We start from the raw sequence: 19993 nt of genomic DNA, 5'->3' as shown, positions 1-19993 counted from the left end.
GGTGGGGTGCTCCGAAGGTTCGGTCCGAACCCCACCCCTTCGGTGGGCCGGTACGGTCGGTTCACGAATCCTCGTCAAACACCTGCCAATTATCGCCGTTAACGCTACGTTCACGAATCCATGCGAGGCAGCAGCTCGATGAGCTCGCGGCGTCCGGACACGCCCAGTTTGCGATAGGAACTCGTCAGGTGCTTCTCGACGGCGCGGGAGGTCACCCCCAGCTCGGCGGCGGCCTCCTGGTTGGTGAGGCCGCGTCCCACGAGGGAGACCACGGTGCGCTCGGTACGGGTGAGGGCCGCCTCCGGCGGGGCGGCCGACGCACCACTGCCGTCCGCGGCGCGGATCCGCTCGACCAGCCAGGGGACCCCGCACGCCGCGGCCAGCGCCCCGGCCTCCTGGAGTACCGCCGCCGCCTCGCCGCCCGATCTCAGCTGCCGGCCCAGCAGCAGGAGCGTGCGGGCGAGTTCCAGTCCATCGGCCGAGGCGCGCAGCACATCGACCGATTCACGCAGCAGCCGTACCCCCTGGTCACCGCCGATCAGCCGGGCCTTCACCCGCAGCGCGCGGCCGAGCGCCACCGGGGCGCCCCACTCCTTCGCCCGCAGCAGCTCCTCCTCGGCCAGCGCCCCGGCCGCGCCGGGGTCGCCGACGCGCCGGTGGAGTTCGGCCGCCCAGGGCCGCCACGCGAAGAGCACGGGGTTGCGCCAGCCCGAAGCCTCCAGCTGCCGACCGCAGGCCAGGAGGGTTTCCAGGGCGCTGGTCCAGCGTCCGTTCCCGGCGTCCTGCGCCGCCTTGGCGAACTGCAGCGTGGCGGTCAGGGCCAGGCTCGAGGAGCGGCGCCGCCCGGGCCCGTCCAGAATCCGCTCGATCAGTACGGGGTCCTGAAGGTCCAGGGCGACGCGGGTGAGGGCGAGAGTGGAGACGACCCCGGCCTCCTGCCAGTGCACCTCGGCCAGCCGCACGGCGCGCTCGGCGTACTCACGCGCCTGGGAGACGCGCCCCCGGGCGCTGAGCACCATGGCCTGCTGGACGTTGACGAGCGCGTCGGCGACCGTGCCGCCCTGCCGCCGCGTCTGCTGTTCCATCGCGAGCCAGGAGCTGATCCCCCGTACCGAATCGGCGGCGACCAGCCCGATCACCACCAGCGGCAGCGGGGTGTGGACCTGTTCTGAGGTGGCCGGTTCGCGCTCCAGGATGCGGTTCGCCAGCCGGGAGACCTCGGCCGCCGACCATCGGGCGGTGAGCACCGCCGAGTTGAGCAGCACCGCCGTCAGCTCACGCTCGGCGGCGGTGATCAGCGCCGGCTCCTCCCCCAGCGCGGACAGGCGCTCCACCGCGGCGGCCAGCTCCGCCGGATCCTCGTGCCCGGCGTGCCGCAGCCGCGCCTCGAGCCGCAGCGCCACATCGCGCGCCGTGCCCTCCAGCGAGGTGGCGGGCCCCAGATCCTCGGCGACCTGGTGCAGCAGATCGATGGCCGACGGGGGGCCCAGGCCCACGATGGTCGGCGAGATCCGCAGGGCGGCGGCGGCCCGGAGCCGGGGCGTGGTCAGCAGGGGTATCGCCTGGGAGATATGGCGCTCGCAGGCGGCCGGGTCGAAGCCGCGCTCCGCGGTGGCCAGATCGATCAGCAGCCGGGCCCGGCCCTCCCCCGCCAGCGAGCCGTCCAGAAGGGCGCGGCGCAGATAGCGGGCGGCGGTCCGCGGCGCTCCGCGGCGCAGCGCGGTGTCCGCCGCGGCCCGCAGCACCTCCACCGCCCAAGGATGACCCGAGTTGGTGACGGCCATGAGCTGGGCCGCGACCAGCTCGGCGGGGCGTCCGTTGTGGTAGAGCAGGGCCGCGGCGGCGTCGTGCAGCCGCTCCCGTTCCGCCACGGTCATCGAGGACTCGACCGCGTCCTGCACCACCCGGTGGAGGAAGCGCGGCTCCTGCTCGGCGGCGAGCAGCCCCACCTCGTGGAGGTCGCGCAGCGTGGCCAGGAAGCCGATCGGGTCCAGCCCGGCCAGCCGGGCCAGCAGGTCCGGTTCCGCCTGGCCGCCGAGGACCGCGATGGCCGCGGCCAGATCCCGCGCCGGCCGCGGCTGGACGCGCAGGGAGCCGGCCAGCCGCTCGCGCAGCAGGGCGGGGCGCAGTGAGCGGACCGCCTCGACCTGCCCGGCGGTGGGCCGCAGGCCGCCCGCGGCCAGGTCCGCCAGTACCGACTTCAGGAACAGCGGATTGCCCGCGGAGGTCTCATGGCAGGCGCGGGCGAACTCCTCGTCCCCCGGCACGCCGAACTGCTCGTGAATCACTTCCTTGGTGGCGCCCAGCGACAGCGGCGCGGGGCGCAGCACCCGCCGCGCCGCGTCGACCACCTCCCGCAGCAGAGGGTCGCCGGGACGCCGGTAGCCGTCCCGCAGTCCGCAGACGACCACGGCGCGCAGCCCGTGCAACCGCTTGACGAGGAAGGCGAGCCAGCGCAGCGACGGTGCGTCGGCCCACTGCAGATCGTCCACCAGGATGAGCAGCGGACTGTCGGCGCTGACGGCGGCCAGCGCCGAGCGCAGGCAGTACAGCGCCTCCTCGGGCATGGTGAGGGTTCCGCCGTCGTCACGCGGCGTGACGTCGTCGGAGAAGACCGTCCGGTAGAGGTCGCCCTCTTCCCCCAGCCGGAACTCGTGGAGTTCCCCGGGGGCACCGGTCAGCAGGCTGTCGAAGAGCTGGCGGACCACGCCGAGGGTGAAGTCCTGCTCCACCGGCGCGGCGTTGGCGCGCAGGACGCGGATCTCCGCGCCGTCGGCGAGCATCGGCAACTGCTGCAGCAGCGCGGTCCGGCCGATGCCCATCGGGCCGGTGAGCAACACCAGCGACGAGTCGCCCGCCGCCGCGGCCCGCAGGGCCTCCGCGACCTGTGCCAGTTCGTCCTCCCGCTCAAGCAACATCCGTTCCGTCTCCCTCTGCCGCCCGCAGCAACGCGATCAGCTCTGCTCGGCCGCTGATCCCCAGCTTCCGGTACGCGCCGCTGAGCCTCAGCTCCACGGTGCGTCTGGTGACAGAGAGGGTTTCCGCTATCTCCCGGTTGCCATGGCCGAGTCCGACAAGGGCCGCGGTGCGCTGCTCGGGTTCGGTCAGACTCGCCCACGCCGGGTGCGGAACGCGTCCGCGAACGGCGGACGGCCCGGCCCGCTCGGACAGCGCGCGCACGCGTGCGACCAGCCGGCTGGAGGACCGGTGGGCGATGACGAAGCTGAACAACTCGGCCACCAGGGGGGCCGCGGCCTGCGGGTTCCCCGCGTCGAGCTCGGCCGTGGCCAGCTCCATCAGGGATCCGGCGTAGGCGAGCCGGGCCGGGGTGCCGCGCAGGGTGGCCGCCGCCTCGCGGAGACGGTCGACCTGCCCCTCGCGGGCCACCCGTCCGGCGCCCAGCTGAGCCCAGCCGATCGTGTTGGGGGCGCCCCATAACCGGGCCAGCGCCAGCTCCTCATCGGTGAGCCGCCGTGCCTCCTCGTGGTCGCCCAGGGCGTCGTGGACCCGGGCGGCCATCGAACGCCATGGCATCAGCGCGGGGTTGATCCGCCCGCGGCCCAGCTCCCATCTGCCGGTGGACCGGAACAGCTCCAGCGCCTCGGGCAGCCGGTCGTCCTTGACGGCCACCAGCGCCCTGGCGAAGAGCAGATAGCCCCAGGAGGAGCCCTCCCGCGACTCGGCGGGCGCGGACGCGCCCGCGAGCACACCGGCCTGGCCGACATCGCCGTTCTCCAGGGCGATGAGGATCCGGATGGCCATCAGATACGGGACGGTGCGGCGATGCCAGAGGGAGCGCGGCAGTGACCGCTCCGCGGCGGCCACGTCCCGTTCGGCCATGTCGAGCCGGCCGCGCCGCAGGTTCAGCTCGCCGCGGACGGCCAGGGCCTGGGCGGCGGCCGCGCGGGCGTGCCGCCTGCGCAGATCGGTGTGGAGCACGTCCAGCCGGACCTCGGCCTCGTCCAGGTCGTCGGTCAGCAGCAGGGTCCGGGCGGCGGTGAGCCGGGGCAGGATCAGGGCCCCCGCCGTGCCGTTCACGGTGAAGACCCGCTGGGCCAGCGCCCGGGCGGTGGGCAGGTCCTCGCCACGCAGCGCCAGGCGCCAGGCGAGCGCCGCGGCCTGTACCGGGCAGGTGGGGTCGGCGGGCAGCGGTGGGATGCCGTCCGGGACCAGATCGGTGTCCTCCTGCCCGACGGACTCGGTGAGCCAGAACAGCCCGGCCAGGGCCCCCCGTTCCTCGCCGTCGGTAAAGGGCAGCACATCGGCGATCGCGCGGCGCAGAGCCTTGTCGTCACCGCGGGAGAGCCCCAGGTCGGCGGCGCGTACCCGGATCCGGCCGGGCCCGCCGTCGCCAGTGCGGATGATCTCCGCCAGCCGGCGGCCCGCGGCCTCGGGGACGGCCAGCACTTCGATGGCGGCCAGTTCCAGGCCCAACTGGGCACGCGACGCCGGGTCCAGCGGCTCCTCCAGCGCCCGCGACAGACAGGCGATCGCCTGGGCGGTCCGGCCCCCGCGCAGTGCGTCGGCGCAGGTGCGGCGCAGTACGGGGATCACCCAGGGCTCGTCGACCGGGCGGGCGGCGAGCAGCAGCCGGGCGATGTCCTCGTCGGGTACGGCCGCCCGGTAGGCCAACTCGGCGGCGCGGGCGTGCAGTTCGGCCCGCTCGTCCCCGGGCATCTCGGCGAGGATCCAGCTCCGCGCCTCGGGCCGGCTCAGCCGGAGCCCGGTGTCGGTGGCGGTGGCGAGCCCGCTTTCCTGGAGTGCCTCGGGCAGTCCGGGCTCGCCGGCGGCGCGGGGGTCCGCGAGCGCGTACAGCAGGGACAGGTCCAGCAGATCGCCGCAGACGGCGAGGGCACGGACGACGGCGACGGCCGTGTCGGACAGCGCTCCGAGTGCACGGACGGCGTATTCACCGCTGACGGCCTCGGCGATCGAGTACAGTTCCGGCACCCGCCCGGCCACCGGTGCGTATCCGCGTCTGATGAAGCGCCTCAGCGCTTCGGACAGCACTTCGGGATTGCCCGCGCTCGCCTCCAGAGCGGCCGAGGTGAAGTCGGTCTCGCCGGGGCGGTCGCAGATCAGCGCCACCGTGGCGGCCACATCGCGCGGAGCGAGCGGGGCCAACTCGACTTCGAGGGTGGTCACTTGGTGCGGCGCGGTGGAGAGGGGGCAGACGCCGGGGCAGAGCCGGCCGGTGCCGCTCATCAGCAGGGCGATCCGGGCGTCGGGCAGGCGCCGGATGAGCGCCCCGAACCAGCGCAGCGAGGCCGGGTCCAGCCATTCCACATCGTCGACCACCAGCAGCGTGGGCTGTCCACGCGCGGTCCGTAGCAACTCGATGAGGCCCGGTAAGCGGCTCTGGGGTCCCCGTCCGGTCAGGGCCTTCAGCGAGCCGTCGGTGAGTCCGTCCATCGGGGCCAGCAGCTGTGCCACCACGCCGTAGCGCACCTCGCGCTCGCCCGGCGTCGCCTGGGCGCGCAGAACGCGGTAGCCCTGGTCCTCGGCCAGCCGGGCGGCGAGGTTCAGCAGGCGGCTCTGTCCATAGCCGGGCCTGCCGATCAGCGTCACCACCGAGGAACGGCCCCTGCCGAGATCGGCGACGGTCCGGGCAAGCATGGCCTGCTCTCGTTCACGGCCGGGGAACGGGAGCCCGTTGAGCTGCATGGTGTGACTATATGCCTGGGGCGGGGTGCGGACGTGGCGCCCGCTCCCGCGTGCACGTCAGCGCCGGCCGCGGGAGGCGAAGACCCACGCCGGTGCCTGCGGGTCGGGAAGGCTCGGGCTGTTCAGCACCGAAGCCAGCTCACCGCGCTGACCGACGCTCAGCTTCCGGTAGACGCTGGTGAGATGGGTCTCGACGGTGCGTACGGTGACGAACAGCGACTCGGCGATCTCGCGGTTGCCCGCCCCGCGCGAGGCCATTTGGGCCACTTTGCGCTCGGTGCCGGTGAGCAGGTCGACCGGTGAGGCGGTGATCTCGCGCATCCGGCCGCCCGCGGCGACCAGCCGGTTACGGGCGTCCTTGGCGAGCGCGAGCGCGCCGCAGCCCTGGGCGAGGTCGACGGCCGAGCGCAGCCGCTCCCGGGCGTCGCGCGGGCGCCCGATGTCCAGCAGCGCCCCGCCGAGCAGGAACTCGGCCCGGGCGTGCTCGGCGCGGGCGGGCGACCCGGAGAGGTGCTCGACCGCCTCGGTGAGATACGCGATGCCCTGCTCGCCGGGGGTGGTCACCCCGCGGGCGAGGGCGGCGAGTCCGAAGGCGCGCGGGGTGCTCCAGCGGCGGGCCAGCTCGGCGCCGTGCTCGATCAGGTCCCGCGCCTCGTCCGCCCGCTTCTCCGCCGCGAGCACACAGGCCGCCTCGGTCCACCAGGGCAGGAACGCCGGGTTGGCGAAACCGGAATCCTCCAGGGAGGCACCGCAGTCGAGCAGCAGCCGCAGCGCGGTGGCACTGTCGCCGAGCGCCCAGCGGGCCCGGGCGCGGGCCATGAGATACCAGTGGTACTCCATGACGAACCCGTCCAGGTTCGGCCGGGTGACGGCGGCCAGCAGCTCCTCGGCCCGCTCCGGTTCGCCCCGGTCGATCAGGATCGTCGCCAGCGCGGTCTGGGGCATGGTCACATTGCCGCTCCAGCGCTCCTCGCCGATGATCTCGACGGCGGTCTGGGCGTCGGCGAGCGCGTCGGGGATCGCGCCGAAGCCATGCAGCAGCATGGCGCGGTAGGACAGGGTGATCACATACGACCACACAGCGGCGTTGTCCTGGCCCTGGCGCAGCGCGCGGTCCAGCGCCTCCATCGCCCCCTCGACCTCGTCGGCCAGGCCGAGGGTGAACGCGGAGAAGAGCAGCGACCAGTTGTCGAGCCGGTCCGAGGAGTCCAGTGCGCGGCGGGCCTGTTCCACGGTACGCCGCACCGAGCGGCCCTCCATCGCGGACAGGACCGTCATCATGGCGAGCAACTGCCGCTGGGCGGGGGTGTCCCCGGAGGGTTCGGGAATCCGCGCGAAGCGCTCCCGGACCGTGTGGATCGTGGCCTTCTCGTCGGATCCGCTGATCAGCAGCGCCGATTGGACGAGGGTGCGCAGCTCACGGTCGCGCGGATCGGGGTCGGGCCCCAGCTCCGCCTCGAGCTGGTCGAGCACCTCGCTGAGCACCCGGACGGCGGTCGGCGACTGCTGGACGGTGAGGCAGGTGAGGCCGAACTGCACGGCGATGGGCGCCTTGGTACGGACGTCGGCCGCCAGCGTGAGCGCGCGCCTGAGCAGGCGGATGGCCTCGGCGGGATTGATCTCCGCGAGCGCCTTGGCGAGCGGGACATGGGCCGACAGGCTGTCCGGCTCCGCCTCCAGGACGCGGTAGAGATAGCGGGCGGCGGCTTCCGGGGCGCCGCGGTGCTCGGCCTGGACGGCGGCCTCCCGCAGCACCCAGCCCATCCACGGCTGAGGGGTGCCGGGCACCAGCAGCACCTGGTTGGCGACCTCCTCGGCGGGCCGTCCGGCATCGCTCAGCAGCAGGGCCGCCCGGGCGCGCAGCTCGGCCAGCGGCTCCTCCCCGGCGGCCTCCAGCACCGCGGAGCGCACCACGTCATGGGCCAGGTCCGCCCGGTCCGGTGCCATCACCTCGGCCCCGCGCAGCAGTTCCACGGCCTCCGCGACCCGGGCCGCGGGCACCCCGGCCAGCGCGCCGATGTGCTCCACGTCCTCCTCGCCGAGCACCGCGATGGCGGTGGCCACGTCCCGGACCCAGCCGGGCCGGGCGTCGAAGAGGGCGCGCACGGACAGGGCGACCACGTAACTCCCGACCTCGGCGATCTCACGCAGGCCGCTCTCGTCGGGTGAGACGCCCTTGGTCCGCAGCTCGCGCAGCAGCCGGGTGACGGTCAGCGGATTGCCGCCGCAGACGGCGGCGGCGCGCCCGGCGAAGGCGTGCGCGACGGGGGCCGCGAAGACCTGGCGGGCCATTTCGGCCACTTCGAGGTCGGTCAGCGGGGCCAGGCGGATCACCGAGGAGCGGGGCTGGGCGAGGATGTCCGCCAGGGTCGCGGGGGCGACCGGTTCCTCCTCGGTGCGCTGGGCGAGCACCACCAGCAGCGGCAGCTCGTCGGCCCGGCGCAGCAGGAAGTCGATCCAGCGCAGGGACCGCTCGTCGCACCAGTGCACATCGTCCAGGACGAGCATGAGCGGGCCCTGGGCCATCAGGTTGGCAGCGAGCCAGTACAGGCCGTGCAGCACCGGGTAGACGGAGGCGACCGTGGACGGCCCCTCCTCGCCCGGGTGGGGGCTGAGCGCGGGAAGGGCGCGGCGGGCGCTGCCGCGCAGCAGCGGGGAATCCTGGGCGTCCTCGGCCGAGAGGCCGAGTCCCCCGAAGAGGGCGCGCACTCCGCTGTAGCCGGCGCCGGCCACCACCTCACCGCAGGTGCCGTGCAGAACGGTCATCTTCCGGCAGACTTCGCTGTCGAGGAACGCGCGCAGCAGACTGGTCTTGCCGATTCCGGCCGGGCCCGACAGGACCACCAGACCGGAACGGCCGTTGTGGGCGGCCTCCGCGTGGGCGGTCAGCGCCGCGAGTTCGGCAGCGCGCCCGACCAGCGTGCCGGGTAAACCGGAATCGTTTTTCCGGTCCACCACACAGCCTCCTCGGGCCACAAAAAGCGAACAACTTTCCGGAAAAGTGTGCTACTGCCGCGATCAGGAGGTTACAGGACCGCTGTCATGGCGATCAATATCGATCAGTGAGGCCCGGAGACGGAAGGCGTGGTGAGGGCGATCGCCATTCCGTCCCCGGGCGCTTCGGTATCACTGTGTGGGTACGAGGCATGAAGTCGTCTATGGCGTCTCCTTTCGTCGGCTCACGTTCACGGGGTCATGTGCCCTTCTCCAGGGCGGCTTCCAGCGCGAGGGCAGGTGGGTGGAGTTCGAACCAGACGACCTTGCCCGCCTCCGTGCAGGTGGAGCCCCAGCAGCGGGAGAGCAGGTCCAGCAGGTGGAGTCCGCGGCCGCCTTCGTCATCGCCGCACGTCCGGCGCACCCGGGGCTGCCCGGGGTCCTCGTCCGCCACCTCGCACCGGAAGGCGCGGTCGACGGAGCACAGGGAGAACGTCAGGCGGATCGGTCCACCGGCGTGCCGCAGGGCATTGGTCACCAGCTCGCTGACGAGCAGCTCGGCGTCGTCGGAAAAGTCGTGCAGCGACCATACGCCGAGCTGGGCGATGGTCAGCCGCCGGGCCCTGGGCACCGACAAGGGCTCGGAGGGCAGCAGCCACGACATCCCGCCACTGGCGGGAGGCCGGGCGGCCTCGGGCCGGCGCTCGGTGCTCACCAGGGCGCGGCGCGAGGGGGTGACGGCGGTCGCATTCATGACGACTGGTCGGGGCTGATCCGGGGGGCGGGGATGGCACGCCCGTCGGGAAGGAGTTCACCCGTGTCCGCGAAGATCACCACTCCGTTGCAGAGCAGGCTCCACCCCTGCTCGGGGTGGCTGGCCACCAGACGCGCCGAATCATGATCCGATGCGTCGGCCGACGGACAGGGAGGTTGATGGAGGCACATGGTCCGAACCTTCGATCTTCCGTCATGGACTGGCGGAACTCGTTTCCGAGGTCACCATGGTGGGTCGGCGGGGTGGTGCGCGACGAGGGGAGATCTCCCCGCATCGGTACCCGAACCCGCCCCCGGCCCCCGGGGAGGTCACGGATGGCTGCCTCCCGCTCACCCTCGGTGAAACACCGCCCCGGCAGGCGGACCGCCCGCCCGAAGTGCGTGCGGTGGCTCCCGGCCCGGGCATAGGCTGGAATAGAGGGCTTCGGGTCCGTACGGGCATCGGCCCGTCCGCCCGAGCCCGGGGCGAGGCATCGATGGGTGCGGTGGCGACGAGCACCCCGACCGGACGGCAGGCAGTGAGGCTGCCGGCCGAGGTGACGAGTTTTGTGGGACGTCGGCATGAGGCGGCCGAGGTCAAGGAGATGCTGTCCGCGTCCCGCCTGGTCACCCTCACCGGCGTCGGCGGAGTGGGCAAGACCCGGCTGGCGCTGCGGGTCGCGGACGAGGCGCGCCGGGCCTTCCCGGACGGCGTCTGGCTGGCCGAACTCGCCGAGCTGAACAATCCCGCGCTGCTCGCCCAGGGCGTCACCGAAGCACTGGAGATACGGGACCACTCCCCCCGCCCGGCTCTTGACGTCCTCGTCGACCATCTGCGGGACCGGGAGGCGCTGATCGTCCTCGACAACTGCGAGCACCTCCTGGAGGAGTGCGCCCGGCTCGCCGATCGTCTGCTGCGCGCGGCGCCCCGGCTGCGGCTGCTGGCCACCAGCCGTCAGGCGCTGGGCACGGCCGGTGAGCAGAGCCTGGCCGTCCCCACCCTGGGGCTGCCGGACCCCGAGGGGCCACGGCCCGCCCTCGCCACGCTCGCGCGGTGCGACGCGATACGGCTGTTCACCGAGCGGGCGGCGGCCATCGTGCCCGGATTCGAGCTCACCGAGGACAACCGGGAGGCCGTCGAGCTGATCTGCCGGCGGCTCGACGGCATCCCGCTGGGGATCGAGATCGCGGTCGTACGGCTGCGCGCGCTGTCCGTCCAACAGCTGCTGGACCGGCTCGACGACCGGTTCCGGCTGCTGACCACGGGCTCCCGGACGGTCCTCCCCCGCCATCAGACGCTGCGCGCGCTGATCGACTGGAGCTATGAGCTGTGCACCGAGCGGGAGCGGCTGCTGTGGGCGCGGGTCTCGGTGTTCGCCGGAAGCCTGGACCTGGACGCGGCCGAGGCGGTCTGCTCGGGCGAGGGCATCGACCGCGAGGAGATGCTGGACCTGGTGACCGAGCTGGTGGACAAGTCGGTGCTGCTCAGGGAGGAGCACCGGACGGCGGTGCGTTACCGGATGCTGGACACCCTGCGCAGCTACGGCCGTGAGCGGCTGGCGGCCGCCGGGGAGGAGGCCGTACGGCTGGGCCGCCATCGCGACTACTACCGCGGGCTCGCCGCGGACGCGCGGGCGGCGCTCTTCGGACCGGCCCAGGTGCAGTGGTTCGCCCGGCTCCAGCTGGAGCACGCCAATCTGCGCACCGCCCTGGAGGGGTGCCTGGCCGAGCCCGGGCAGACCGAACACGGTCTGGAGATGGCGGCCGATCTGCTCTACCACTGGATCACCAGCTATTACCTCGGCGAGGGCCGCCGCTGGCTGGACCAGGCCCTGGCACTGTGCACCGAACCCACCGGGGCACGGGCGCGGGCCCTGTGGACCGACAGCTGGCTGGCCGTCATCCAGTCGGACACCGACAGCGCCGCGGCCATGCTCGAGGAGAGCCGGTCCATCGGGACCCGGCTGGGCCTGGACCCCGTGCTCGCCTACACCGCGCTCTACTCCGGCATGGTCGCCATGTACCGAAGCGAGACCCGATCCGCGATCGCGCTCTACGAGGAGGCCGTGACCCGCCATCGCGCGACCGGCGATCCGGTGGGGCTGGCCCTGGCGCTCATCCGGCTCTCGCTCGCCCACTCCTTCATCGGCGACTCACCGCGCGCGATCGCCCTGGGCGAGGAGTCGCTGGCGGTGTGCGACGCGTACGGCGAGGGTTGGCACCGGGCCTACACGATGATGGCGCTCGGCATGGACGTATGGCGCCAGGGCGACACGGCCAGGGCGGCCGCCCTGGAGAAGGACAGCCTCACGTTCAACCGCTCGCTGGACGATCCGCTGGGCGTCGCGGTCAATCTGGAGGTGCTGGCCTGGATCGCGGCCACCGACCGGGACCACACGCGGGCGGCCAGGCTGCTGGGCGCCCTGCGGACCATCTGGCACGCCATCGGCGCCGCCCACTCCGGCTACGGGCATCTGGTCCACTACCACGAGGAGTGCGAGGCCACGGTGCGGCGGGCGCTGGGCAAACCGGCCTTCAACGCGGCGTTCAGGCTCGGCGCCCGGCTGTCCTACGCCGAGGCGCTGGTGTACGCGATCGAGGACGAACTGCCCAGCGAGGAGACGGCGGTGGGCGGGCGGCCGTCGCCGCTGACCCCCCGGGAGTCCGAAATCGCGCAACTGGTCGCGCAGGGGCTCAGCAACAAGGAGATCGCCTCGTCCCTGGTCATCGCCCAGCGCACGGCCGAGGGCCATATTGAGCACATTTTGAGCAAGCTGGGTTTCAGCTCGCGTGCGCAGGTGGCGGTCTGGGTAGCGGAACAGCACCGCACCGCGGGGGCCGATGGCGAACACCCGCCGGAGGATACGGTCTGAGGCCGGCCCGGCATTCTCAAGGGGCAAGAGGCGGAATTCTATTCGATACGGGCGCACATGTCCCCGAAGTTTTCACAAGCCCCACGAAAATCCTCGCCCGGCCCGGCTTCGAGGGATCATGCGTCAGGCTCGAGGGACGAGCCGCAACGGCCGTGTCAGCGCGTCGACGCGACCCATGCGACCGAGGAGGTCCCGCCGTGACTGTTGCCGCAGTCGGCAATACCGGTGATGCCATGGAACTTTTCCGTGGCACCGCTCACAGCCCGTCGTTCTTCGCGCTCAACCGCGCCGGGGTCACGGGTGGCGGACAGGAGCTCGTGGACTTCTGCATCCCCTGCAATCCCTACTTCCCCACCCCCGCGATGTTCGCCGTGATGGCGGTCAGGCTGCGGGACATCCTCACCTACTATCCGAGTTCCGCGGAGACCATCACCGCCGAACTGGCGGATGTGCTCGGGCTGCAGCCGCAGACCATGGCGATGGGCAACGGCTCGACCGAGCTCATCACCTGGATCGACCATCTGCTGGTGAAGGAGAGCCTGGCGGTGCCGATCCCCACCTTCGGCCGCTGGACCGACCAGCCGATGGAAACCGGCAAGCGGGTCGACATGTTCCAGCTTCCGGAAATGAGCGGATTCGCACTCGACCCGAACGCCTTCGTCAACTTCGTACGTTCCCGGGGCTCTCGGGTCGCGGTGATCTGCAACCCCAACAACCCCGACGGCGGGCTGGTGTCCCGCCAGGCCCTCATCGGCATCATGGACGCCCTGGCCGACCTCGATCTGATCGTGATCGACGAGTCGTTCCTGGAGTTCGCGGACGCCGAGGCGTATCCGAGCGTCGTCGACGAGGCCATCCTGCGCCCGAACGTGATCGTGCTGCGCAGCCTCGGCAAGAACTTCGGGCTGCACGGTGTGCGCTTCGGCTACCTGGTCGCCAATCCGTCGCTGGCCGTACAGATCCGCTCCCGGCTGCCCAAGTGGAACCTCAACTCCTTCGCCGAGGTCATCGTCTTCATGCTGAAGCGGTACCGGCAGGAGTACGTGGACAGCCTGCGCATGCTCAGTCGCGACCGGCAGCAGATGACCACCCAGCTGGCCGGACTGCCCGGGATGACGGTCTACCCCTCCCAGGGCAACTTCGTCTTCGTCAAGTTGCCGGCCGGAACGGACGGCGGCTGGGTCCGGGACCAACTGCTGTCCCAGCACGGGGTGCTGGTGCGCGAATGCGGCAACAAGCTGGGCAGCAGCAGCCAGTTCATGCGGCTGGTGGTGCGCTCCCAGCCCGATGTGCAGCGACTGCTGACCGGGCTGAGCACGGTGCTGTACGGGACGTCCTTCTACGCCCCGCAGATCGGCTGGGACCAGCAGCCGTCGCTGTCCTCGGGGTACGCGGGTTCCTCGGGGTACGCGGAATTACCGGGGTCCTGGGGATCCGGCGCCGCGCAGGCGCCGTCGCTGGACTACTCCTACCAGCAGCCGCCCCAGCTGCCCGCGGCGCCCATGGCGCAGGAGCCCCAGCCGATGTACTCCGCGGCCGCCCTCCCGGCCCCGCAGGTCGTCTCCGGCGACCCGTACGGGCAGGCGTCCTTCGCGGGTGCCTCGGCGGGTTACGCCCAGCAGCAGCCGCTCGCGGAGCTGTCGCCCGCGTATGTCGCCACTCCCCCGGCCCAGACGCCCCTGTACCAGGCCCCGGCGGCGCCGCCGCAGCCCCAGCTGGCCCAGCCTCAGATGGCCCAGGCCCAGATGGCCCAGGCCGCGCAACCGCTGATCCCGCAGCAGGCAGCGGCGCAGCAGTTCCAGGCCCCGCGGTTGCAGCCGGCCCAGAGCCAGGCGCCGCAGGGCCAGGCGCCGTTCATGCAGATGGCGCCGCAGCCGCAGAGCGCGCAGTACCAGGGCGCCCAGGCGCAGACCGGCCAGCTTCCGATGGTCCAGGTCCAGGGCGCTCAGGGGCAGGGGGCAGGCGCCGGGTACAACCTGTTCCGGCCCGAGGAGACGACGGTCGACCAGATCCCGGTCTACGGTCAGCGGGACGCCGGGGTGCCCGAGCCGTCGCCGGTGGAGCGGACGCAGGCCATGACCTATGACCCCGCCGCGCTGAAGGCCGCGGCCGCGGCCCCGATGGTGCCCCTCAGCGAGCAGGAGGACGACCCGACGGGACAGACTCCGGCGCTGCAGCGCTATCCGCGCCCCGCGGCGTACCTCCAGGACGACTCGATGTCATGACCGGGCCGAGGTCATGACCGTGGCAGCCCTTCGTCGCACGGCCAGGCCGGGGAGACCCCGGCCGCCGCGCAGACCGCGATATGCAGCAGCAGGGGATGGGTGTACGGCTCCCCGTCGCCCGGCCAGTGCACCACACCGGGCTCCTCGGAACCGGTGGGACCGGTCCGCCGCCCGGGCGGGCCGGTCACCATGGCGCCGACCGCGTAGACGGCCGGTGCGGGCCAGTTGACCCCGATGTCCGACTGCGGCGGCACGATCCACCACCAGCGACCGGCGCGGACGAGGACACATCCCGCCCGGGGCAGCAGGTCCATGACCCCGGGGCCGTGCCGCTCGGCGATCCCCACCGCGTCATAGGCCCGGTCCGTCCGCAGCGCCGACGGCAGTTGAAGGCGGTGGCGTCCGAACGCCGGACGGAATCCGTGCCGGCCGAACCGGCCGCGGACGAGGCCGGTCAGCGCACCGGCGAAGGCGTACGTCATCTAGGGGCACTTCACAAAGGTCGGGCCGCTTGCGCCTGCGGTCGCCGCGGCAGAACGCGGTAACGGGATCATGACGCAACTATGCGCACCGCCGCGCACACTTGGCAAGGGGCACTCTGAAAAGTGCAGAGTCGTAAGTGCAATGTGTCCGTTCCGCACTGGCCATGGCACACTGCGAACATCAGCGTTGGGGAGGTCAGGGAGGGATTCAGGTGAGTGAACCGCGGTCGGCCCCGACCGTGGGTCAGGTCGTCCTCGGCAAGAGGCTGCAGGACCTGCGGGAGAAGGCGGGGTTCAAGCGGGACGAGGCGGCCAGAGTGCTGCGGGTCGCGCCCGCCACCGTCCGTCGAATGGAGACCGCCGAGGTCGCGCTGAAGGTTCCGTATGTGCAGATGCTGCTGGACGCCTACGGGATCACCGGCGACGAGCTCGATTCCTTCATCACCCTGACCGAGGAGGCCAACAAGCCCGGCTGGTGGCAGCGGTTCCACGACATTCTCCCGGACTGGTTCAGCGTGCATGTCAGCCTGGAGGGCGCGGCCGAGATGATCCGGGCGTACGAGCCGCATTTCGTCCCCGGACTGCTCCAGACCGAGGAGTACGCCCACGCGGTCATGCAGACCGGTGCGGTCGGCCAGTCCGCTCCCCGGCAGGCGGAGCGCCATGTGGCGCTCCGCATGGAGCGGCAGACGCTGCTCAGCCGGCGGGACGCGCCCCGGCTGTGGGTGGTGATGGACGAGACGGTGCTGCGCCGCCAGGTGGGCTCGGCGGAGGTGATGCGCGACCAGATCGACCGGCTGCTGGAGGCCGTCGAGATGCCGCACGTCACGCTGCAGATCTCGGAGTTCACCTCCGGACACCATCCGGGCACTTATGGGCCCTTCGTCCTCTTCCGCTTCGCTGTTCCCGAACTGCCGGACATGGTCTACGTCGAGTACCTGACCGGCGCCGTCTACCTGGATGAGCGCATCGAGGTGGCCTCCCATCTGGAGGCCCTGGACCGCATGGCGGCCCAGGCGGCAACCGCACGACGCACAAAGGAAATCCTCCGCGATTTCCGCAAGGAGCTCTGATCGGAATGGATCGCATTCACAACGGCATGCGCGCGAGCGACCTCGGCAGTGAGGGCTGGCACAAGCCGTGGAGTGGTGGCAACGGCGGCAACTGCGTCGAAGCCATGAGGCTGGACGACGGCCGGGTCGCGATCCGTCAGTCGACCGATCCGGACGGTCCGGCGCTGATCTACACCCGCAGCGAGATCATGGCGTTCATCGAGGGTGCCAAGGCGGGCGAGGCCGATTTCCTCATCTCCTGATATGCCTCCGTGCACCGGCCCGCTCTCGACGGCCGCGCCGGTGCCACCGTGGGCCGCCGCGGTGTCCGGACACGGCGGCGGCCCACGGGTTTCCGGCCGTCCGGCCGTCTGCGTCGGACGTTACGAGGCGTCCGCCGCCAGCGCGTGCAGCAGACCGACGGTCAGCGCGGTACGGACCGGGATCGGGGCGAGCACCGTGTGCTCATGGCGGGCGTGGGCGCCGGAGCCGAGGGCACCGAGTCCGTCGAGGACCGGACGGCCGAGCGCGGAGACGAAGTTGCCGTCGCTGGCACCGCCGACCGCGGTCTCCTCCAGCTCCCAGCCGTGTTCCGCGGCGACCGCGTGAGCCTGCTCGAACAGCCGGCGGGACGGATCGCCCGGGACCATCGGCGGGCGGTTCCACTCACCGGTGACGGTCAGCCGCACCCGCTGGTCGGAGGGGGCGAGGGCGTGCAGCGCGGTGTCGATCCGCTTCATCTCCTCCGGTTCGGCGATCCGGATGTCGATACCGCAGCTCGCCTGTGCGGCGATCACATTGCGCCCGGTGCCGCCGCTGATCAGCCCCACGTTCACCGAGGTTCCGCGCTCCGGGGCGCTGAGCGCGGCGATCTGCGGGACGACCTCGGCCAGCGCGTGGATGGCGCTCGCGCCCGCGAACGGGTCGAGTCCCGCATGCGATTCGATGCCGTAGGCGGTCACATCGAACAGCCCGACGCCCTTGCGGGAGGTCTTGAGCGCCCCGTCCAGCGACGCCTCGAAGACCAACGTGGCCAGTACGTCCTCGCTCAGCCGCTCGATATGGCGCCGGGAGGCGGGGCTGCCGATCTCCTCGTCGCCGTTGAGCAGCAGCCGCACCGAGGGGTGGGGAAGCTCCAGCTCGCGCAGCAGCCGCAGGGTCCAGACGGCCTGCACCAGACCCGTCTTCATATCGAAGACACCGGGGCCGCTCGCCCGGCCGTCCTCCACCTGGAAGGGCCATTCGGCGAGCGTTCCGGCCGGCCAGACCGTGTCGTAGTGGCACAGCAGCAGCACGGTGCCGGGGGCCGTGCCGCGATAGGTCACGGCCAGCACGTCGCCGTACGTCCCGCAGTCGTGGCGCTCGGTTCCGTCCGGCTCGCCGAGCCGGTCGACGAGCCAGCCGCTGATCGTGGCGAGCCCGGCACTCAGCAGCCGCTTGTCATTGCTCGGCGTCTCCAGCTCCACCAGCGTCCGTAGGTCTTCGATCATCTCGGGCAGCGCCCGGACGGTGGCGGCGGCGAGATCGGAGGGGGTCATTCGAGGGGGTCCTTCCTGAGGTGGCGTGGATGAGGGAGCGGCCGGGGTCAGCGGACGGGCGCGCCGGGGCCGAGCGGGATGCCCGGCGCCCACCAGGCGTAGAAGAGCAGGGTCCAGGCCACCAGCATGGCCACGGAGAGCGGCAGGGTCAGCGAGGCGAGGGTGCCGATGCCCGCGGAGCGCCGGTAGCGCTGGAGGAAGCCGAGCGCCATGACGAAGTAGGCGCTCATCGGGGTGATGGCGTTGGTGCAGGAGTCGGCGATGCGGTAGACGGCCTGGGTGGCCTCCGGGGGATGTGCAACAGCATCAGCATCGGCACGAAGACCGGGGCCACCAGCGCCCACATGGCAGAACCGCTGGTCATCGCCAGATTGATCACCATTGAGCCTTGTCCCGTAAGTGATCTTCTCACGCGTTCGGGCACGGCTCACCGGCTCTGGGGCCCTCTGTCCGGTGAAGGTGATGTGAAGGCGGGCGATGCCGGGCATGGCGTGATGGACACCGTCGCCTTTGAGGCGGCAGTCGCGAAGGATCTTCCAGCTCTTCATGCGTGCGAAGACGTGCTCGACGCGAGACCTGATCCGCTTGTGTACTCGATTGTGTCTCTCCTTCCAGGAGGGCAAGTTCTTCGCCCGTACGGCGGCGGTGCGGGATGACCAGACCGGTGCCCTGATAGCCGCCGCCGGCGATCGTCATCCGCCTGCTCGGCCACCGAGTGGCCGCGGGTGGGCACCAGGGTGCCGTCGACGATGAGGACGGAGTCCCTGCGAAACCGGCTCTGCCGCCGGAGTGCCGGCAGCGGACCGATGTGGTCGATGATGCGGTCTGCGGCCGACTTGGAGATCCCGAACAGGCGAGCGGGTCGGTGAGGGGCCGGATTGACCTCGACTGAGCATGGGGCCGCTGGGGGCGACAGAATCAACATAACGTTGATTAATGTCGACACGGTGTAGACTTTCTGGGTGAGGGGCGGTCCAGCTCCTCGTGAGACCTTTCTGGAGGAACAGTGCAGCAGCAGAAGTGGCTCATCACCGGCGTCAGCACGGGCCTCGGCCGCGCCTTCGCCCAGGCCGCCCTGACCGCCGGGCACACCGTCGTTGGAACGGTCCGCTCCGAGGAGGACCTGCGGGCCTTCGAAGGACTGAAACCCGGGTACGCCCACAGCCGCATCCTGGATGTGACTGACGGCGACGCCGTCTCGAGTGTGGTCGCGGAGGTGGAGCAGAGCGTCGGCCCTTTGGATGTCGTCGTCGCCAACGCCGGCTACGGCCTGGAGGGCACCTTCGAGGAAACCCCGCTGGCCGAGGTGCGGCGGCAGTTCGAGGTCAACGTCTTCGGGGCAGTGGCCACCCTGCAGGCAGCCCTGCCCCACATGCGCCGGCGCCGCCGCGGACACCTGATGGCCGTCACCTCCATGGGCGGGCTCATGGCCGTGCCCGGCATGTCCGCCTACTGCGGCAGCAAGTTCGCCCTGGAAGGCATCCTGGAAGCACTGGGCAAGGAGGTCGCACAGTTCGGGATCCACGTGACGGCGATCGAGCCCGGCTCCTTCCGCACCGACTGGGCCGGACGGTCCATGACACGTGCCGCGCAGTCCATCGACGACTACGACGAGCTGTTCACCCCCATCCGGGAAGCGCGGCAGAAGGCCAGCGGGAACCAGTTGGGCGATCCGGCCAAGGCCGGGGACGCCGTCGTGCACATCGCGTCGGTCGACCAGCCGCCGGCCCACCTCGTCCTGGGCTCGGACGCGCTGCGACTGGTCACCGCCGCGCGCACGGCCGTAGACGAGGACATCCGCGCATGGGAGCCCCTCTCTCGTACGACCGACTTCGCCGAGGGAGCTCAGCTCTGATGCCCAGCCACCACCCCGCGCGGAGCCGGCGCGCCACCGAACGCAAGGGCGATGTCCGAGAGCGGGCCATTCTGGACACCTGCGAAGCTCTGCTCGCGCAAAAGGGCTACGACGCCATGACCGTCGGCGACATCGCCCAGGGCGCCGGCATCACACGCGGCGCCCTGTACTTCTACTTCGGCTCCAAACAAGAAGCGGTCACGGCACTCGTGGCCCGGACCGTTGAGCACCTGTGGGACCGGTCTCGGGCCACTGCGCAGACCGACGAGCCGCGCCAGGCCATCGCAGCAGCCATGCAGCGCACGGTTGAGCTGTGGGATGAGCACGGCCTGGTCATGCGCACGGCGATCGACCTGTCGTTGACCGTGCCGGAGATCGGCGAGCTGTGGAGCCACACGGCTGACTTGTTCATCACGGCCATCACCGCCGTCCTGGAACGAGCCGGCGTTGAGGCCGGCACCGAACCAGAGCAAGCGTCAGCGATGGCACGCGCCCTGTGCTGGATGATCGAGCGGACCTTCTACCACGCCTCGCAGGAATCCCACGACGAGTTGCAAAAGGCATCTTCGACCTGCGAACACATCTGGCTGATCAGCGCCGGCCTGACCACCTGATGC

At 71.6% G+C, this 19993-nt stretch carries 13 protein-coding genes and 2 pseudogenes; 6 read left to right on the top strand and 9 right to left on the bottom strand.

Going from position 1 to position 19993, the window contains the following annotated elements:
• Positions 1-110: 110 nt before the first annotated feature.
• The 5 genes from AS97_RS41665 to AS97_RS48050 form a co-directional block, all read right to left on the bottom strand.
• Positions 111-2918 carry a LuxR family transcriptional regulator gene (locus AS97_RS41665; protein ID WP_125758450.1) on the bottom strand — a complete coding sequence of 936 codons (2808 nt, stop codon included), beginning with the start codon at positions 2916-2918 and terminating at the stop codon, positions 111-113.
• Positions 2908-5664 (bottom strand): LuxR family transcriptional regulator, encoded by a 2757-nt coding sequence (locus AS97_RS41660; RefSeq protein ID WP_086707080.1) that lies wholly within the window; start codon positions 5662-5664, stop codon positions 2908-2910. The genes AS97_RS41665 and AS97_RS41660 overlap by 11 nt, the downstream gene beginning before the upstream one ends.
• 57 nt (positions 5665-5721) lie before the next feature.
• A complete protein-coding gene (locus AS97_RS41655) occupies positions 5722-8622 on the bottom strand; it encodes an AAA family ATPase (protein ID WP_125758448.1) in 2901 nt (966 codons plus the stop codon).
• Between the two features lie 235 nt (positions 8623-8857).
• The gene (locus AS97_RS41650) at positions 8858-9352 is read right to left on the bottom strand and encodes an ATP-binding protein (protein ID WP_210566721.1); all 495 of its coding nucleotides are present in this window, start codon (positions 9350-9352) and stop codon (positions 8858-8860) included.
• Positions 9349-9543, bottom strand: a complete 195-nt coding sequence (locus AS97_RS48050; RefSeq protein ID WP_079059219.1) for a DUF5999 family protein — start codon at positions 9541-9543, stop codon at positions 9349-9351. Before AS97_RS48050 ends, AS97_RS41650 begins: the two co-directional genes overlap by 4 nt.
• Before the next feature lie 377 nt (positions 9544-9920).
• Between AS97_RS48050 and AS97_RS41645 the strand changes: the two genes are divergently transcribed.
• Together AS97_RS41645 and AS97_RS41640 are read left to right on the top strand one after the other, a co-directional pair.
• Positions 9921-12224, top strand: a complete 2304-nt coding sequence (locus AS97_RS41645) for a LuxR C-terminal-related transcriptional regulator (protein ID WP_247204660.1) — start codon at positions 9921-9923, stop codon at positions 12222-12224.
• Positions 12225-12457: 233 nt separating this feature from the next.
• Positions 12458-14449 carry a histidinol-phosphate transaminase gene (locus tag AS97_RS41640; protein WP_210567398.1) on the top strand — a complete coding sequence of 664 codons (1992 nt, stop codon included), beginning with the start codon at positions 12458-12460 and terminating at the stop codon, positions 14447-14449.
• Positions 14450-14460: 11 nt separating this feature from the next.
• Here the strand turns inward: AS97_RS41640 and AS97_RS41635 are convergent, their stop codons facing one another.
• Positions 14461-14931: a hypothetical protein gene (locus tag AS97_RS41635; protein ID WP_079059220.1), complete on the bottom strand. Its 471-nt coding sequence runs from the start codon at positions 14929-14931 to the stop codon at positions 14461-14463.
• Between the two features lie 212 nt (positions 14932-15143).
• Between AS97_RS41635 and AS97_RS41630 the strand changes: the two genes are divergently transcribed.
• Together AS97_RS41630 and AS97_RS41625 are read left to right on the top strand one after the other, a co-directional pair.
• Complete coding sequence (locus AS97_RS41630; protein WP_059142885.1) at positions 15144-16004, top strand: helix-turn-helix transcriptional regulator; 861 nt, start codon at positions 15144-15146, stop codon at positions 16002-16004.
• 5 nt (positions 16005-16009) lie between these two features.
• The gene (locus AS97_RS41625; RefSeq protein ID WP_059142886.1) at positions 16010-16246 is read left to right on the top strand and encodes a DUF397 domain-containing protein; all 237 of its coding nucleotides are present in this window, start codon (positions 16010-16012) and stop codon (positions 16244-16246) included.
• A 120-nt stretch (positions 16247-16366) separates the two neighbouring features.
• Here AS97_RS41625 and AS97_RS41620 read toward each other — a convergent pair whose 3' ends face one another.
• The 3 genes and pseudogenes from AS97_RS41620 to AS97_RS41610 form a co-directional block, all read right to left on the bottom strand.
• On the bottom strand, positions 16367-17521 hold the full coding sequence (locus AS97_RS41620; RefSeq protein ID WP_059142887.1) for a M20 family metallopeptidase: 1155 nt from the start codon (positions 17519-17521) through the stop codon (positions 16367-16369).
• 47 nt (positions 17522-17568) lie between these two features.
• Positions 17569-17900, bottom strand: a pseudogene (locus tag AS97_RS41615) (AbgT family transporter); the annotation flags it as partial.
• 85 nt (positions 17901-17985) lie between these two features.
• Positions 17986-18386, bottom strand: a pseudogene (locus AS97_RS41610) (transposase); the annotation flags it as partial.
• A gap of 141 nt (positions 18387-18527) precedes the next feature.
• Between AS97_RS41610 and AS97_RS41605 the strand changes: the two are divergent.
• Both AS97_RS41605 and AS97_RS41600 read left to right on the top strand, forming a co-directional pair.
• On the top strand, positions 18528-19376 hold the full coding sequence (locus tag AS97_RS41605) for an oxidoreductase (protein ID WP_059142889.1): 849 nt from the start codon (positions 18528-18530) through the stop codon (positions 19374-19376).
• On the top strand, positions 19376-19990 hold the full coding sequence (locus tag AS97_RS41600) for a TetR/AcrR family transcriptional regulator (protein ID WP_210566719.1): 615 nt from the start codon (positions 19376-19378) through the stop codon (positions 19988-19990). Before AS97_RS41605 ends, AS97_RS41600 begins: the two co-directional genes overlap by 1 nt.
• The last annotated feature ends 3 nt before the right edge of the window (positions 19991-19993 follow it).

It is taken from the genome of Streptomyces sp. AgN23 (assembly GCF_001598115.1).
GTDB lineage: Bacteria > Actinomycetota > Actinomycetes > Streptomycetales > Streptomycetaceae > Streptomyces > Streptomyces antimycoticus.
Note: the sequence above shows the minus strand (reverse complement) of the source record. Positions and strands in the feature narration are given on the sequence as shown.